Annotated in this window: 15 protein-coding genes; 9 read left to right on the forward strand and 6 right to left on the reverse strand. The window is 65.1% G+C overall.

Translation table 11 applies throughout. From position 1 onward, the window contains the following. Positions 1–73 precede the first annotated feature (73 nt). The 5 genes from B5M41_RS18615 to B5M41_RS18635 all read right to left on the reverse strand — a co-directional run bounded on the left by B5M41_RS18615 (position 74) and on the right by B5M41_RS18635 (position 5,579). Positions 74–724, reverse strand: a complete 651-nt coding sequence (locus tag B5M41_RS18615; RefSeq protein WP_134649285.1) for a septation protein A — start codon at positions 722–724, stop codon at positions 74–76. Next, complete coding sequence (gene ftsY / locus B5M41_RS18620; protein ID WP_134649284.1) at positions 721–2,232, reverse strand: signal recognition particle-docking protein FtsY; 1,512 nt, start codon at positions 2,230–2,232, stop codon at positions 721–723. The genes B5M41_RS18615 and ftsY overlap by 4 nt, the downstream gene beginning before the upstream one ends. A 12-nt stretch (positions 2,233–2,244) precedes the next feature. Then, a complete protein-coding gene (gene mtaB / locus B5M41_RS18625) occupies positions 2,245–3,522 on the reverse strand; it encodes a tRNA (N(6)-L-threonylcarbamoyladenosine(37)-C(2))-methylthiotransferase MtaB (protein WP_134649283.1) in 1,278 nt (425 codons plus the stop codon). Further along, on the reverse strand, positions 3,519–4,418 hold the full coding sequence (gene dapF / locus B5M41_RS18630; protein ID WP_134649282.1) for a diaminopimelate epimerase: 900 nt from the start codon (positions 4,416–4,418) through the stop codon (positions 3,519–3,521). The genes mtaB and dapF overlap by 4 nt, the downstream gene beginning before the upstream one ends. A 78-nt stretch (positions 4,419–4,496) precedes the next feature. After that, positions 4,497–5,579 carry an MBL fold metallo-hydrolase gene (locus B5M41_RS18635; RefSeq protein WP_134649281.1) on the reverse strand — a complete coding sequence of 361 codons (1,083 nt, stop codon included), beginning with the start codon at positions 5,577–5,579 and terminating at the stop codon, positions 4,497–4,499. Positions 5,580–5,886: 307 nt separating this feature from the next. On the opposite strand from B5M41_RS18635, the gene ffh reads away from it, so the two are divergent. The 5 genes from ffh to trmD all read left to right on the forward strand — a co-directional run bounded on the left by ffh (position 5,887) and on the right by trmD (position 9,596). Then, entirely contained in the window at positions 5,887–7,443 is a 1,557-nt protein-coding gene (gene ffh, locus B5M41_RS18640) for a signal recognition particle protein (RefSeq protein WP_134649280.1), read from the forward strand. Positions 7,444–7,454: 11 nt separating this feature from the next. Next, positions 7,455–7,781, forward strand: a complete 327-nt coding sequence (locus B5M41_RS18645; protein ID WP_134649279.1) for a chorismate mutase — start codon at positions 7,455–7,457, stop codon at positions 7,779–7,781. 36 nt (positions 7,782–7,817) lie between these two features. Next, positions 7,818–8,180: a 30S ribosomal protein S16 gene (gene rpsP, locus B5M41_RS18650; RefSeq protein ID WP_134649278.1), complete on the forward strand. Its 363-nt coding sequence runs from the start codon at positions 7,818–7,820 to the stop codon at positions 8,178–8,180. A gap of 137 nt (positions 8,181–8,317) precedes the next feature. Then, positions 8,318–8,899 carry a ribosome maturation factor RimM gene (rimM, locus tag B5M41_RS18655; protein ID WP_134649277.1) on the forward strand — a complete coding sequence of 194 codons (582 nt, stop codon included), beginning with the start codon at positions 8,318–8,320 and terminating at the stop codon, positions 8,897–8,899. A 1-nt stretch (position 8,900) separates the two neighbouring features. Further along, positions 8,901–9,596 carry a tRNA (guanosine(37)-N1)-methyltransferase TrmD gene (gene trmD, locus B5M41_RS18660; protein ID WP_134649427.1) on the forward strand — a complete coding sequence of 232 codons (696 nt, stop codon included), beginning with the start codon at positions 8,901–8,903 and terminating at the stop codon, positions 9,594–9,596. Here trmD and B5M41_RS18665 read toward each other — a convergent pair. After that, positions 9,578–10,324 carry a sulfite exporter TauE/SafE family protein gene (locus B5M41_RS18665; RefSeq protein WP_134649276.1) on the reverse strand — a complete coding sequence of 249 codons (747 nt, stop codon included), beginning with the start codon at positions 10,322–10,324 and terminating at the stop codon, positions 9,578–9,580. The genes trmD and B5M41_RS18665 overlap by 19 nt on opposite strands. A gap of 286 nt (positions 10,325–10,610) precedes the next feature. On the opposite strand from B5M41_RS18665, the gene rplS reads away from it, so the two are divergent. From rplS to leuC, 4 genes are all read left to right on the forward strand, one after another. Further along, the gene (rplS, locus tag B5M41_RS18670) at positions 10,611–11,147 is read left to right on the forward strand and encodes a 50S ribosomal protein L19 (protein ID WP_134649275.1); all 537 of its coding nucleotides are present in this window, start codon (positions 10,611–10,613) and stop codon (positions 11,145–11,147) included. A gap of 149 nt (positions 11,148–11,296) precedes the next feature. Further along, on the forward strand, positions 11,297–12,094 hold the full coding sequence (locus B5M41_RS18675; RefSeq protein ID WP_134649274.1) for a basic amino acid ABC transporter substrate-binding protein: 798 nt from the start codon (positions 11,297–11,299) through the stop codon (positions 12,092–12,094). 9 nt (positions 12,095–12,103) lie between these two features. Beyond that, the gene (locus tag B5M41_RS18680) at positions 12,104–12,919 is read left to right on the forward strand and encodes an amino acid ABC transporter permease (protein WP_134649273.1); all 816 of its coding nucleotides are present in this window, start codon (positions 12,104–12,106) and stop codon (positions 12,917–12,919) included. A 230-nt stretch (positions 12,920–13,149) separates the two neighbouring features. Beyond that, entirely contained in the window at positions 13,150–14,559 is a 1,410-nt protein-coding gene (gene leuC / locus B5M41_RS18685) for a 3-isopropylmalate dehydratase large subunit (RefSeq protein WP_134649271.1), read from the forward strand. Positions 14,560–14,634: the final 75 nt, after the last annotated feature.

Genomic DNA, 14,634 nt, shown 5'->3' on the forward strand with positions numbered 1-14,634 from the left:
CCGGCCAGATCAATTGTCGGACTTCGGTCGTTCAATCACATTTTCTGATGGAATCGCCGTACTGATGAAAACCTCAGGACGCCTTGCCCTCTTCCGTCTGGTCGGCGGAGTAGCGCATGATGAGCGGCATCTGGGCGAGCGTGAACACGATGGTGATGGGCATCGTGCCCCAGACCTTGAACGCCACCCAGAAATCAGTCGAGAACGACCGCCAGACGACCTCGTTCAACACGGCCAGGAAGAGGAAGAACAGGCCCCAGCGCAGCGTCAGCTTGCGCCAGCCCTCGTCGGTGAGCTTGAAGGCGGCATGGAAGACGTAGCCGAGCAGCGACTTGCCGAACAGAAGTCCGCCGAGCAGGATCGCGCCGAACAGCGTGTTGACGATGGTGGGTTTCATCTTGATGAACGTGTCGTTCTGCAGCCAGAGCGTCAGCGCGCCGAAAACGAAGACCACGATGCCCGAGATCAGCGGCATCATCGGCAGCGTGCGCGTCAAGATCCAGGAGACGATGAGCGCGATCGCCGTCGCGGCCATGAAAAGCCCGGTGGCGATGAAGATCGGGCCGCCCATTTCGGCCAGCACGGGAAAGTGCGAGGCCAGCCATTCGCCGCGCGAATTGGCGAAGAAGAACACGACGAGCGGACCGAGTTCCAGCACCATCTTGAGGAGCGGGCTGACCTTCTCCTCCGTCTTCGCCGGGGCGTCCATCGTTGCCTTGCTCATGCCTGTACTCCTGCAATCGCTTCCGCGAAATCCTTGGCCTCGAAGGGTTCGAGATCGTCGATCCCTTCGCCGACACCGATGAAATAGACAGGCAGCTTGTGTTTGGCGGCAATCGCCACAAGAATGCCGCCGCGGGCCGTACCGTCCAATTTTGTCATGATCAGGCCCGAAACGCCCGCGACGTTGCGGAAAATCTCGACCTGGTTCATGGCGTTCTGGCCGGTCGTGGCATCGAGCGTCTGGAGCACGGTGTGCGGTGCGTCCGGATCGAGCTTGCCGAGCACGCGCACGATCTTCTCCAGTTCCGCCATCAGCTCCGTCTTGTTCTGGAGCCGCCCGGCCGTGTCGATGATCAGCACGTCGCTCTTGCTTTCCTTCGCCCGCTCATAGGCCTCGTAGGCGAGGCCCGCCGCATCGGCGCCGAGCTTGGAGGAAACGATGTCCGAGCCGGTGCGCTCCGCCCATATCTTCAGCTGCTCGATGGCCGCCGCACGGAACGTATCGCCGGCGGCGAGCATCACCTTGAGGCCCGCGCCGGAGAGTTTTGCGGCAAGCTTGCCGATGGTCGTGGTCTTGCCCGTGCCGTTCACGCCGACGACGAGAATGACATGCGGCTTGTGATTGAGGTCGAGTTCCAGCGGCCTTGCGACCGGCGCGAGCACCTTGGTGATCTCGCTTGCCATGATGCGCGACACGTCGGCGCCCGTCACATCCTTGCCGTAGCGCTCGGACGCCAGCGTATCGGTGATGCGCAGCGCCGTCTCCACGCCGAGATCGGCCTGGATCAGCAGATCCTCCAGATCCTGCAACGTGTCGTCATCGAGCTTGCGCTTGGTGAAGAGGCTGGTGATCTGCCCCGTGAGCTGCGAGGAGGTGCGCGAAAGCCCCTCGCGCAGGCGCTGGAACCACGTGCGCTTCGGCTCCGGCGCCGCGACCTCGGCGACGGGCTTGCTTTCAGCCGTGGCAAAGCCCTTGGGCAGCGCCTTCGGCTCGACTGAAACAGCCTCTTCGAGAACGGGATCCTCGGTTGCGGCGGCCACGGCCTGCTCTTCGGCCGGCGCAACGCTTTCTTCGGGCTCGAAAACATCCTCGACAGGAGCAACCGGCTCCTCCACCACGTCAATGTCTTCGCTCGGCGCGTCCGGTTCTTCGTCGGGCGCCGGGTCTTCGATTGCCTCTTCCGGAACGTCGTCCGAAGGCCCGCCCGCCGTTTCCATCTCGGCCGGCGCGACCGGGTCCTTGGCGACCGGCAGGTTCGGCGCGTGCGGCAGCGGATAGATATCCGGCTCCGGCTCGTCGGGAACGTGGCTGCCGGCCTCCGGGTTGGCGGCCTCGGCCTCGTCGAGCAGCGCGTCGCGCTCTTCCGTCACGACGGGTTCTTCCGTGGCCGGCGCGGGCGCCACCGCCGCATCGTCAGGCACGACGGCGGGAACCTCCACCTCCGGCTTCTGCTCGGGCGCGGTGTCTTTTCCGAAGGTGAAGATCTTCTTGATGAAGCCGAGGGCCATGAAAGGTGTCCGCTAGTTATGCGAGAAGGCGGTTACGGGCCGCATCGTCAGGTGCTTGCCATTGTGGCCGGTGATCGTCACCGGCACAAGGTCGCGCGGCTTGAGACCCGCGGCATCGACGAGCGTGAAGTTTTCCGTGTGGGCAAGGCCGTTGTTCTCGACGAGGATCATTTCCTCTCTCCCGATCATGGAGACGAGATGGGCCTCGGCGAGCCGTTTTCCAGTCTCGCGCAGGCGCCCCGCGCGCTCCTTGACCAGCGCCCGGTCGAGCTGCGGCATGCGCGCGGCCGGCGTTCCCGGGCGCGGGCTATAGGGAAAGACGTGCAGATGCGCGATGCCGCAATCCTCCGCGAGCCGTCCGGCATTGGCGAACATCTCCTCCGTCTCCGTCGGGAAACCGGCGATCATGTCCGCGCCGAAGCTCGCCTCAGGCCGCAGATCGCGCACGCGGTCGCAGAAGGCGCGCGCATCGGCGGCCGAATGGCGGCGCTTCATGCGCTTGAGGATCATGTCGTCGCCATGCTGCAAGGACAGATGCAGATGCGGCATGAAACGCGGCTCGTCGGAAATCAGGTCCCAGAGATGATCGTCCGCCTCGATGCTGTCGATGGAGGAAAGCCGAAGGCGCCGGATCTCCGGCACCTGCTTCAAAAGCGTCTTGGCAAGCAGGCCGAGGCTCGGTTTTCCGGGCAGGTCGGCGCCGTAGCTGGTCGCGTCCACGCCGGTCAATACGATCTCGCAATAGCCGCCTTCGACGAGTTTGCGCGCCTGCTCCACCACCGCGCCCATCGGCACCGAGCGCGAATTGCCGCGGCCGTAGGGAATGATGCAGAAGGTGCAGCGGTGGTCGCAGCCGTTCTGCACCTGCACGAAGGCGCGCACATGGCCGTCGATGAGCTTCACCATCTGCGGCGCGGTTTCCCGCACGCTCATGATGTCGTTGACAACAAGCTTCTCTTCGGCCGAGACGCCGAAATCCGGCAGCCGGCGATAGGAGGCGCTTTTCAGCTTCTCCTCGTTGCCGAGCACGGCGTCCACTTCCGGCATGCCGGCGAAGGTTTCGCTTTCGGTCTGCGCGGCGCAGCCGGTGACGATGATGCGGGCGTGCGGATTGTCGCGGCGCGCACGGCGGATTGCCTGCCGCGCCTGCCGCACGGCCTCGCCGGTCACCGCACAGGTGTTCACCAGCACGGCATTGTTCAGCCCCGCCTTCTCGGCTTCCGCACGCATCACTTCCGATTCGTAGGTGTTGAGCCGACAGCCGAAGGTTATGACCTCGACCCCGCTCAAAGGGCGGCCGCCTCGGCGTCATCCCGGCGGAACGCGCCGGTTGCGGGATCAAGCATGCCCGACCATTCCCATTCGGCCGGGCCGGTCATGACGACGTGATCGTCTTCGCGCCATTCGATGGTGAGCTTGCCGCAGTTGGGGCTGCTGGCGACGGTGATCTCCACCGTGCGGCCCGTGCGGCCGGTGCGCGCGCCCGAAACGCCCGCCGAGCAGGCGGCCGATCCGCAGGCGAGCGTCAGCCCCGCGCCGCGCTCCCAGGTGCGCGTCGTCATCGTGGTCGGCGAGGTCACCTGCGCCAGCGTGATATTCGCCTTTTCCGGAAACATCGGGTGGTTTTCGAGAAGCGGGCCGAAACGGTCGAGATCGAAGCTCATCGGGTCGCGGTCGACCCAGAAGATCGCATGCGGATTGCCCATCGACATGACCGAGGGCGAATGCAGCACCGGATCGTCGATCGGCCCGATCTGCAGCTCGATCCGGCTCGTATCGTAGAATTCCTCGGCGAGCGGGATGCGGTCCCATTCGAAGACCGGCCTGCCCATGTCGACGGAAATCGTGCCGTCCGCGTGCTCGACGGCGTTCAGGATGCCGGCGACGGTCTGGAAGGTGAAGGCCTTCTTGCCCGTCTCGGCGGCCAGCGCCTGCACCACGCAGCGTGTGCCGTTGCCGCAGGCCTGCGCCCGCGTGCCGTCGCAATTCAGGATATCGATGAAGGCATCGGTGCCGTCGACCTTCGGATCGTGGATCGCCATGATCTGGTCGAAGCGGGTCGCGGGATCGGCATTGAGCGCGATCGCCGCCGCCGGCGTGACGACATCCGGACGCCCGCGCATGTCCACGACCAGGATCATGTTTCCCAGCCCGTTCATCCTTGCGAATTCGACCGTTTCTGTCATTGCGCCTGCCCGATTGGGCCCAAGGTGGCCCGTTGGGCCGTATATGGCGGAAAAGCCCGCGGATTTCCAGTACTTTGCTCAGACGGTGGAGCGGGGAACCTCAAACGTCTCGCCGGGCCTCAAAGCGCGAAAACGCTCGCGCCCGATGCCGGCTGCGTCCAGCGCACTTTCCAATGCCGCCAGCGGTTCGTCCACGCCCTCGTTGGTCAGCCGGAACGTGCCCCAATGATGGCCGGCGACAAAGGCGGCACCGCTCGCTACCATGCCCTGCACCGCCTCATCCGGATTCTGGTGCTGCGGGCGCATGAACCAGCGCGGTTCGTAGGCGCCGAAGGGCAGGTTGGCGAGGCGGATCGGGCCATGCTTCTCGCGGATCGCCCGGTAGTTGATGCCCCGGTGAAAGCCGGTATCGCCGATATGGTAGATCTTACCGCCCGGCGTCTCGATGAGGAAGGCCGACCACAGCGCCATGCGGCGATCGGCCAGCCCGCGCGCCGACCAGTGGTGGCACGGTTCGCAATGGAGCGTCACATCGGCCGTCAAGGGCGCACTGTCGTCCCAGTCCATGGTCGCGACGCGCCCCTTGCCGGCGGCCGGTCCGATGATCCTGTCATTGCCGAGCGGCGTGAAGATCAGGCAATCGTCCCGCCTGGCCAGCGTTTTCAGCGTCGCGAGGTCGAGGTGGTCGTAGTGGTTGTGCGTGACGAGCACGACGTCGATCTTCGGCAGGTCGGCGAGCCGGACGCCCGGCGGATTGACGCGCTTGGGCCCGGCAAAGGGCAAGGGGCTCGCCCGGTCGCTCCAGACGGGGTCGGTCAGGATGTTGAGGCCGGCGGTCTGGATCAGGAGGGTGGCATGGCCCACCATGGTCACGACGAGGCGATCTCCCTCGACCCGCGCCTCCGGCACGGCCGGCGGAAACGGGCTCGGCCAGTCGGCGGGCCAGGCCACGCGTCCGCCGCCGAATTGCCAGCGCAGCAGCTCGACAAAATTGTTCGGCTCCTCGCCATCGGGATTGAAGAAGCGCGTTCCGTCGAAATGGTCGCTGACGGGGCCGTCATAATAGCGGTTCGCCGCCCGGCCCGTGCTTGCGGCCGCGCCGCCCGCAGGCATCGCGAGAGCGCCTATACCGGACCATTTGAGAAACTTGCGACGATTCATCGCCAGAAGATAGGTGCGCGCGCCTTTTGCCGCAACGGCGCGGCGCCGGCTCGCGCAAATGTGACGACGGGCCGGATTTGGGTGATGTCCTTGACTTTCCGGCACCGATGGGGTTAAAGCCGCGCCATCAGCGACAAGTGAGAATGCTTGAAGCCGCCGACCGGGACCCGCGAAGGTATAAAGAGATCCCGGAGGTCAACACCCGACAGCGCGATGCGCCCTCGGGTGCTTTTTGGCTTTGCGTCTTGTTTTCGTCGCCGATAGCACTGACGTTTCCGGCGAACACGGAAACAAGAAGGAAGACGTGATGTTTGAAACACTCCAGGACCGCCTTGGCTCCATTCTGAATGGACTGACAGGCCGTGGCGCGCTTTCCGAGGCCGATGTCTCGGCAGCGCTGCGCGAGGTCCGCCGTGCGCTGCTGGAAGCGGACGTGGCGCTGGAAGTGGTGCGTTCCTTCACCGATGCGGTGCGCGAAAAGGCCGTCGGCGCCGAGATCCTGAAGTCCATCAAGCCCGGCCAGATGGTCGTGAAGCTGGTGCATGACGAGCTCGTGTCGATGCTCGGCTCCGAGGGCGTTTCGATCGATCTCAACGCGGCTGCCCCCGTCGTCATCATGATGGTCGGCCTCCAGGGCTCGGGCAAGACGACCACCTCGGGCAAGATCGCCAACCGGCTGACCACGCGCGACAAGAAGAAGGTCCTGATGGCCTCGCTCGACACGCGCCGTCCGGCCGCGCAGGAGCAGCTTCGCCAGCTCGGCGTGCAGACCGGCATCGACACGCTGCCCATCATCGCCGGCCAGTCGCCGACCGATATCGCCGCGCGCGCCGTGCAGGCCGCCAAGCTCGGCGGCCACGATGTCGTCATCCTCGACACCGCCGGCCGCACCCATATCGACGAGCCGCTGATGATCGAGATGGCGGAGATCAAGCGGAAGTCCAATCCGCATGAAATCCTGCTCGTCGCCGATGCGCTGACCGGTCAGGACGCCGTCAACCTCGCCCGCAATTTCGACGAGCGCGTCGGCATCACCGGCCTCGTTCTCACCCGTATGGACGGCGACGGCCGCGGCGGTGCGGCCCTCTCCATGCGCGCCGTCACCGGCAAGCCGATCAAGCTGATCGGCGTCGGCGAGAAGATGGGCGAGCTGGAGGAATTCCACCCCCGCCGCGTCGCCGACCGCATCCTCGGCATGGGCGACATCGTCTCGCTCGTGGAGAAGGCTGCGGAGAACATCGATGCCGAGAAGGCGGCCGCCATGGCCGCCAAGATGGCCAAGGGCAAGTTCGACCTGAACGACCTCGCCGACCAGCTGCGCCAGATGCAGAAGATGGGCGGCATGGGCGGCATCATGGGCATGATGCCCGGCATGGCAGGCATGAAGGACAAGATGTCGGCCGCCGGCCTCGACGACAAGCTGTTCGGCCGCCAGATCGCCATCATCAATTCGATGACCAGGGCCGAGCGCGCCAACCCCGATATCCTCAAGCATTCCCGCAAGAAGCGCATCGCCGCCGGCTCCGGCACCGATGCCTCCGACATCAACAAGCTTCTCAAGATGCACCGCCAGATGGCGGACATGATGAAGATGATGGGCGGCAAGAAGGGCGGCATGATGAAGCAGATGATGGGCGGGCTTGCCGGCAAGATGGGCCTCGGCGGCCTTGGCGGAGGCATGCCGGACCTGTCGAAGATGGACCCCAAGCAGCTCGAGGCGCTGGCCAAGCAGGCCGAGGCCGCCGGCATCAAGCCGGGCAGCATGCCGGGTCTGGGCGGCGGCGGTCTGCCGGGTCTTGGCGGCGGACGCCTTCCCGGTCTCGGCGGCCTTCCGGGCCTGCCCGGCCTGCCGAAGAAGAAGTGAGGGGCTGAGGCATGAGCATCGATCCGAAGATCAAAGAACAGCTGGGCCAGTACCGGCAGTCGATCGACAATATCGACGCCGCCCTCGTGCATATGCTCGCCGAGCGCTTCCGCTGCACCCAGGCGGTGGGCGTGCTGAAGGCGACGCATGAACTGCCGCCGGCCGATCCGGCGCGCGAAGAATACCAGATCGAACGCCTCCGCCGCCTGGCGAAGGACGCCAATCTGGATCCGGATTTCGCGGAGAAGTTCCTGAACTTCATCATCCGCGAGGTGATCCGGCATCATGAAGCCATTGCCGCTGAACACAGCGGTGCAAACCAGAATGCTCCTGCGTAAACCAAGCGCAGGCTCACCACATCGAAGGAGAAAAACATGTCCCTGAAAATTCGTCTCGCCCGCGGTGGCTCCAAGAAGCGTCCGTATTACCAGATCGTTGTTGCCGACGCCCGTTCGCCGCGTGACGGCCGCTTCCTCGACCGCCTCGGCGCCTGGAACCCGATGCTCGCCAAGGACGACGCCAACCGCGTCCAGATCGACGCCGACCGCGCCAAGGAATGGATCGCCAAGGGCGCACAGCCGACCGACCGCGTTGCCCGCTTCCTGGACGACGCCGGCGTTCTGAAGCGCGAAGCCCGCAACAACCCGAACAAGGCAAAGCCGGGCAAGAAGGCCGTCGAGCGCGCCGCCGAGAAGAAGCAGAAGGAAGAAGACGCCGCTGCTGCTGCCGCCGAATAATCGACGGCAAGACCATCTGGAAGCGGGCGGCGTGTCTCATGCCGCCCGTTTTCGTTTGGAGCGCGGCGCGGAACGTCGTAAAGCGTCTTCGCCCGCTCTCATCTGAAACCGGAACGATAGAACGCTCGGAAGCCACCATGGTGAAACTGGAAAATCCCGTCCTCATGGGCAGCATCGGCGCCGCGCAGGGCCTGCGTGGCGAAGTCCGCGTGAAATCCTACACCATCGACCCCACCGCCATCGGCGATTACGGCCACCTGCACACCGAGGACGGCCGGTCCTTCGAGGTTCTGGAAATCCGCGAGGCGAAGAATGTGGTCGTCGTGCGCTTCCGCGGCATCAACGACCGCAACGCCGCCGAGGCGCTGAACGGCCTCGACCTCTATATCGAGCGCGACAACCTGCCGGACGAGGAACTGGACGAAGACGAGTTCTTCTATGCCGATCTCGAAGGGCTGGAAGCCGTCGACGAGAGCGGCCGCAGCCACGGCACCGTCACGGGCATCTTCGATTTCGGCGCCGGTGACTTGCTGGAACTCAAGGGCCCCGGCAAGCGCCCGGTGCTCATCCCCTTCTCCGAAGCCGCCGTGCTGGAGATCGACGTCGAGGGCGGACGCCTGCTGATCGATCCCGTCGCCGCTGGCCTGGTGGACGACGAGAAGGACAATGGACCGGGCAGCCGTCGCCGCCGCCCGCCGCTGTCCGACAGCGGTGAATGACGTGGCTTTCCGCGCCACCGTCCTGACCCTTTATCCGGAAATGTTTCCGGGCCTGCTCGGCCAGTCGCTGTCCGGCAAGGCCCTTGCGCGCGGCGACTGGGCACTGGATTGCGTGCAGATCCGTGATTTCGCCACCGACCGGCACCGCTCCGTCGACGATACGCCGGCCGGCGGCGGCGCGGGCATGGTGCTGAAGCCCGACGTCTTGGCGAGGGCCATCGACCACGCCGGCGAAGGCGATAACCGTCCCCGCCTGCTGATGAGCCCGCGCGGCCGGCCGCTCACCCAGCAGCGCGTGCGCGAACTGGCGGCCGGCGAGGGCGCCATCATCGTCTGCGGCCGCTTCGAGGGTGTCGACCAGCGCGTCATCGAGGGGCGCGGGCTGGAGGAGGTCTCGATTGGCGACTACATCCTCTCGGGCGGCGAGCCGGCGGCCATGATCCTGCTCGACGCCGTCGTGCGCATCCTGCCCGGCGTGATGGGCAATGCCCTGTCGGGCGAACACGAGAGCTTCGAGGGCGGCCTGCTGGAGCATCCGCATTACACCCGCCCGCAGATCTGGGAAGAGCGCGAAATTCCCGCGGTGCTGACGTCAGGCAACCACGCGGCCATCGAGAAATGGCGTTCCGAGGAAGCGCTGAAGCTGACGCGCGAACGCCGGCCCGATCTTCTGGCCGCTCAGCCCATCACGAAATAGTAGACCGTCAGCGCCAGTCCTACCGCGACGACAAGGCCGCGAATGACCGGCTGCGGCACGCGCCGCGCCGCCCAGACGCCGGCATAGCCGCCGATGGCCCCGGCCGGCACCATGATCGCGGCCTGCGGCCAGGCCACCACGTCGCCGCTCGCGAAGACGACGATCGCCATGGCCGCGATGACGAGGGCGAGGAAATTCTTGAGCGCGTTCAGCCGGTGGTAATCCCCGCCCTTGGTGAGGCCCAGCACGGCGAGCGTCATGATGCCCATGCCCGCGCCGAAGAACCCGCCATAGATCGAGGTCACGAACTGTCCCGCAAGCCCGGCCGGCGAGACCGGCTTTTCCGGCGAAAGCGTCTTCGGGCGCAGATAGGGCCCCGCCGCGAAGACCAGCGTCGCGCCGAGGATCAGCCAGGGAACGAGCACGCGGAAGGCGGCGTTCGACATCGAGACCAGGATGAGCGCGCCGATCAGCCCGCCCACCAGCGACCATGCGCCGAGCACCATCGCCTCGCGCCTGTCCGCGCGGATTTCGCGCGCATAGGCGAGCGTCGAAGTGACATAACCGGGAAACTGCGTGATGGCGGATGTGGCGCTGGCCACGATCGGCGGCAGGCCGGTGAGCGTCATCGCGCCGAAGGTCAGGAAGGTGCCGCCGCCGGCAATGGCGTTGACCACGCCGGACAGGAATCCGGCGACGAACAGGAAAACGGCGTCGGCAATGGTCATCTCACTCCCACGGGCCTGAAAAGGCCTCCCCTCGATTGCTGATAGCGGCAGGTGCGGGAGCCGGCAAGGCGAGAAAATTCGCCCCGCCGCCTGATTCTTCCGGCATAAGGGATGACAAGGCGGCGCGATTGGTGTATTGGCCCGCTCGGATTTGGGATTATCCCGCCGACCTGCAATCAAAGAATGGCGAATCCGCTCCGTCCGGCAACGGACTACCACACGAGGCATGACCTCCGAGGGACCGTCGAGCGCTCTGGCTGTTTCAGAACAACCGAAGGTTAGACCGATGAGCATCATCAAGCAGCTCGAGGCCGAACAGGCCGCCAAGATTGAAGCCAAGCGCACCCTGCCGGAATTCTCCCCGGGTGACACCGTTCGCGTCAACGTACGCGTTACGGAAGGCACGCGTACCCGCGTTCAGGCCTATGAAGGCGTCTGCATCGCCCGTTCGGGCGGCGGCATCAACGAGAGCTTCACCGTTCGCAAGATTTCCTACGGCGAAGGCGTCGAGCGCGTATTCCCGGTTTACTCGCCGCTCGTCGAAGGCGTCGAAGTCGTCCGCCGCGGTAAGGTCCGCCGCGCCAAGCTCTACTACCTGCGCGATCGTCGCGGCAAGTCGGCCCGTATCGTCGAGAACGTCGGCACGCGCGCCCGCAAGCTGAACGACGCCGAGCGCCAGGCCATTGCCGAGGAAAAGGCACGCCTGGAAGCCGAGAAGGTCGCAGCCGCTCAGGCGCTCGCCGCTGAAAAGGCCGCCGCCGAAGCCGCCGAGAAGGCCGCTGCTGAAGAAGCAGCAAAGGCTGCCGAAGGCGCCGCCGAATAATCGGCAGACCCTGGAAGAATTGAAAGCCGTCGGCCCTGGCCGGCGGCTTTTTGTTTTATGCAAACGCCTTGCGGCGAACGCGTCGTGCTTGCCTGACCGCCTGAACCTGTGACAGTGTTTCGCCGCCACAATTCCAGGAGTTCAGCCCGATGTTTTCCCGACGCACCGTTCTTGCAGGCCTCGCCGCCGCTGTCCTCATGCCTGCCGTCGCCCTCGCCTCGGAGCTACCCGATCTCGGCGGAAAGACGGTCGTCGTGGTCACGGAGAACGCCTACCCGCCGCTGCAGTTCGTCGATCCCAAGACCGGCGAGCAGATCGGCTGGGAATACGACGCGATGAACGAGATCGCCAGGCGGCTGAATTTCAAGGTCGAGTATCAGAACACGTCCTGGGACGCGATGATCCAGGCCGTCTCCGACAACCAGTACGCCATCGGCATGACCGGCATCACCATCAAGGATGACCGCAAGGAGAAGGTCGACTTCTCCGATCCCTATATGCGCTCGCAGCAGTTCATGCTGGTGCGCGCCGATGAAAATCGCTTTACGGACGCCAAGTCCTTCACCGCGCTCAAGGACGGCCTGATCGCTGCCCAGCCCGGCACCTCGCCCTTCTACACCGCCGTCTACGAAATCCTCGACGGCAACGAGCAGAACCCGCGCATCAAGCTGTTCGAGACCTTCGGCGCCACGGTGCAGGCGCTCCAGGCCGGCGACGTCGACCTGGTCCTGACCGACAGCGTCGCGGCCAAGGGTTATGTCGATTCCTCGGGCGGCAAGCTCAAGGTGGTGGGCGAGCCGCTCGGCACGGAGGATTTCGGCTTCATCTTCCCCAAGGGCTCCGACCTCGTCGCGCCCGTCAACGCGGCGATCGCCGCGCTCAAGGCGGACGGCACGCTCGACGCGCTCAACAAGAAATGGTTCCTCGACTACAGGATGGGTGAGTGACGGACCGGCATGGCCTCCGTTTCCCCCGGTGCGGACAAGGGTGACTATCCCTGGTGGCTTGTTGCCCTTGCCCTGATCGCGCTGGCGCTTGCCGGCGTCATCGTCGCGAACGATCTCTACCGGCAGGTCTTCTCCATCGTCCTGAAGGGGCTGTGGGTGACGATCTTCGTCACCCTCGTCGCCTTCCTGCTCGCCACCCTGCTCGGTCTCGCCATCGCCCTGATGGCGCTTTCCGAAAGCAAGGCGCTGCGCCAGATCGCGCGCTTCTACACGGAAGTCATCCGGGGCGTTCCGGTCCTGGTGCTGCTCTTCTACATCGCCTTCGTCGGCGCACCGGCGCTGGTGGCCGTGATCAATGTCGCGATCAGCCCGCTTGTCTCCGCAGGCGTGATGGAACCGATGCTGGTGCGCGACCTCTCGCTGATGTGGCGCGCGATCATCGCGCTGATGATCGGCTATTCCGCCTTCATCGCCGAGGTTTTTCGCGCGGGCATCCAGTCGGTCGACAAGGGGCAGGTGGAGGCGGCCAAGGCGCTTGGCCTCTCGCGCGTCCAGCGCTTCCGGCTGGTGGTCTTTCCGCAGGCGATCCGCGTCATCCTGCCGCCGCTCGGCAACGATTTCGTGGCGATGGTGAAGGATAGTTCGCTGGTCTCCGTGCTCGGCGTCGCCGACATCACGCAGATGGGCAAGGTCTATGCCTCCGGGTCCTTCCGCTTCTTCGAGACCTATTCCATCGTCGCCTATGTCTACCTCATCCTCACCATCGGCCTGTCGCTGGCGCTGCGGGCGCTGGAAAGACGGCTGCGGCGCGGTGCCCATCCATGATTCTTCGTGGATTGCCGAAACCCGTAAAAATCGCTATATGCGGGATCATGGAATCCAAATTCGGATGCACGGAAAAGCATGTCGTCGTGCTGCAGGACCACAAGCGCCTGCCGGCACGCTTCTTTGCGCGTGTCTTCGGGGCGCTCACCAGCCGCCTATCCTGATCCCTTGCGATCCGCAGCCTCGCGCTGCCTTTCCCTCATTTCCACATGCCAGATGGATGAAAAGCCATGAGCGCACCCCGTACCCTCTATGACAAGATTTTCGACGACCACATCGTCAGCCGCCAGGAAGATGGCACCTGTCTTCTCTACATCGACCGTCACCTCGTTCACGAAGTGACGTCGCCGCAGGCCTTCGAAGGCCTGCGCATGACCGGCCGCAAGGTGCGCGCGCCGGGCAAGACGCTCGCCGTCGTCGACCACAACGTTCCCACCTCGCCGGATCGCGCCCAGGGCATCAAGAACGAGGAAAGCCGCATCCAGGTCGAGGCGCTGGCCAACAATGCCGCCGAGTTCGGCGTCGAATACTATTCGGAAAAGGATGTCCGCCAGGGCATCGTGCACATCGTCGGCCCCGAGCAGGGCTTCACCCTGCCGGGCATGACCATCGTGTGCGGTGACAGCCACACCTCCACGCACGGTGCCTTCGGCGCGCTCGCGCACGGCATCGGCACGTCGGAAGTGGAACACGTTCTGGCCACCCAGACGCTGATCCAGAAGAAGGCCAAGAACATGCTGGTGCGCGTCGACGGCCAGCTGCCGGAAGGCGTGACCGCCAAGGACATCATCCTCGCCATCATCGGCGAGATCGGCACGGCCGGCGGCACCGGCCACGTCATCGAGTTCGCCGGCGAGGCGATCCGCTCGCTGTCGATGGAAGGCCGCATGACGGTCTGCAACATGACGATCGAAGGCGGCGCGCGCGCCGGCCTTATCGCGCCCGACGAGAAGACCTTCGAATACATCAAGGACAAGCCGCGCGCGCCCAAGGGCAAGGCGCTGGAAATGGCGCTCGACTACTGGAAGACACTCCACACCGACGAAGGCGCGCATTTCGACCGCGTCGTCGTTCTGGATGCCGCCAACCTGCCGCCCATCGTGTCCTGGGGCTCCTCGCCGGAAGACGTCGTCTCCGTCGAAGGCGTCGTGCCGAACCCTGACGATATCGAAGACGAGACCAAGCGTTCGTCCAAGTGGCGCGCCCTCGATTACATGGGCCTGAAGCCGGGCACGAAGATCACCGACATCGCCATCGATCGCGTCTTCATCGGCTCGTGCACCAACGGCCGTATCGAGGACCTGCGCGCCGTCGCCGCCGTCGTCGAAGGAAAGAAGGTCGCCTCCACCGTCAACGCCATGATCGTTCCGGGCTCCGGCCTCGTGAAGGAACAGGCCGAGAAGGAAGGTCTCGACAAGATCTTCAAGGACGCCGGTTTCGACTGGCGCGAGCCGGGCTGCTCCATGTGCCTTGCCATGAACGACGACCGCCTGAAGCCGGGCGAGCGCTGCGCCTCCACCTCGAACCGCAACTTCGAGGGCCGCCAGGGCTTCAAGGGCCGCACGCATCTCGTGTCGCCCGCCATGGCCGCCGCCGCCGCCATTGCCGGCCACTTCGTCGACATCCGCGACTGGCAGTAACGTTGGCGCCGTCGCCATCGTGATGGAAGGCCGGGACATGCTCCCGGCCTTTTTCTTTGCCTGACCTTTTTTCTT

Source organism: Shinella sumterensis (assembly GCF_004514425.2).
GTDB lineage: Bacteria > Pseudomonadota > Alphaproteobacteria > Rhizobiales > Rhizobiaceae > Shinella > Shinella sumterensis.

Bases quoted from the DNA above. Each gene is read 5' to 3' on its own strand.
- B5M41_RS18615 (WP_134649285.1), bottom strand. From the start codon at position 724: ATGAGCAAGGCAACGATGGACGCCCCGGCGAAGACGGAGGAGAAGGTC.
- ftsY (WP_134649284.1), bottom strand. From the start codon at position 2,232: ATGGCCCTCGGCTTCATCAAGAAGATCTTCACCTTCGGAAAAGACACC.
- dapF (WP_134649282.1), bottom strand. From the start codon at position 4,418: ATGACAGAAACGGTCGAATTCGCAAGGATGAACGGGCTGGGAAACATG.
- B5M41_RS18635 (WP_134649281.1), bottom strand. From the start codon at position 5,579: ATGAATCGTCGCAAGTTTCTCAAATGGTCCGGTATAGGCGCTCTCGCG.
- ffh (WP_134649280.1), top strand. From the start codon at position 5,887: ATGTTTGAAACACTCCAGGACCGCCTTGGCTCCATTCTGAATGGACTG.
- B5M41_RS18645 (WP_134649279.1), top strand. From the start codon at position 7,455: ATGAGCATCGATCCGAAGATCAAAGAACAGCTGGGCCAGTACCGGCAG.
- rpsP (WP_134649278.1), top strand. From the start codon at position 7,818: ATGTCCCTGAAAATTCGTCTCGCCCGCGGTGGCTCCAAGAAGCGTCCG.
- rimM (WP_134649277.1), top strand. From the start codon at position 8,318: ATGGTGAAACTGGAAAATCCCGTCCTCATGGGCAGCATCGGCGCCGCG.
- B5M41_RS18665 (WP_134649276.1), bottom strand. From the start codon at position 10,324: ATGACCATTGCCGACGCCGTTTTCCTGTTCGTCGCCGGATTCCTGTCC.
- rplS (WP_134649275.1), top strand. From the start codon at position 10,611: ATGAGCATCATCAAGCAGCTCGAGGCCGAACAGGCCGCCAAGATTGAA.
- B5M41_RS18675 (WP_134649274.1), top strand. From the start codon at position 11,297: ATGTTTTCCCGACGCACCGTTCTTGCAGGCCTCGCCGCCGCTGTCCTC.
- B5M41_RS18680 (WP_134649273.1), top strand. From the start codon at position 12,104: ATGGCCTCCGTTTCCCCCGGTGCGGACAAGGGTGACTATCCCTGGTGG.
- leuC (WP_134649271.1), top strand. From the start codon at position 13,150: ATGAGCGCACCCCGTACCCTCTATGACAAGATTTTCGACGACCACATC.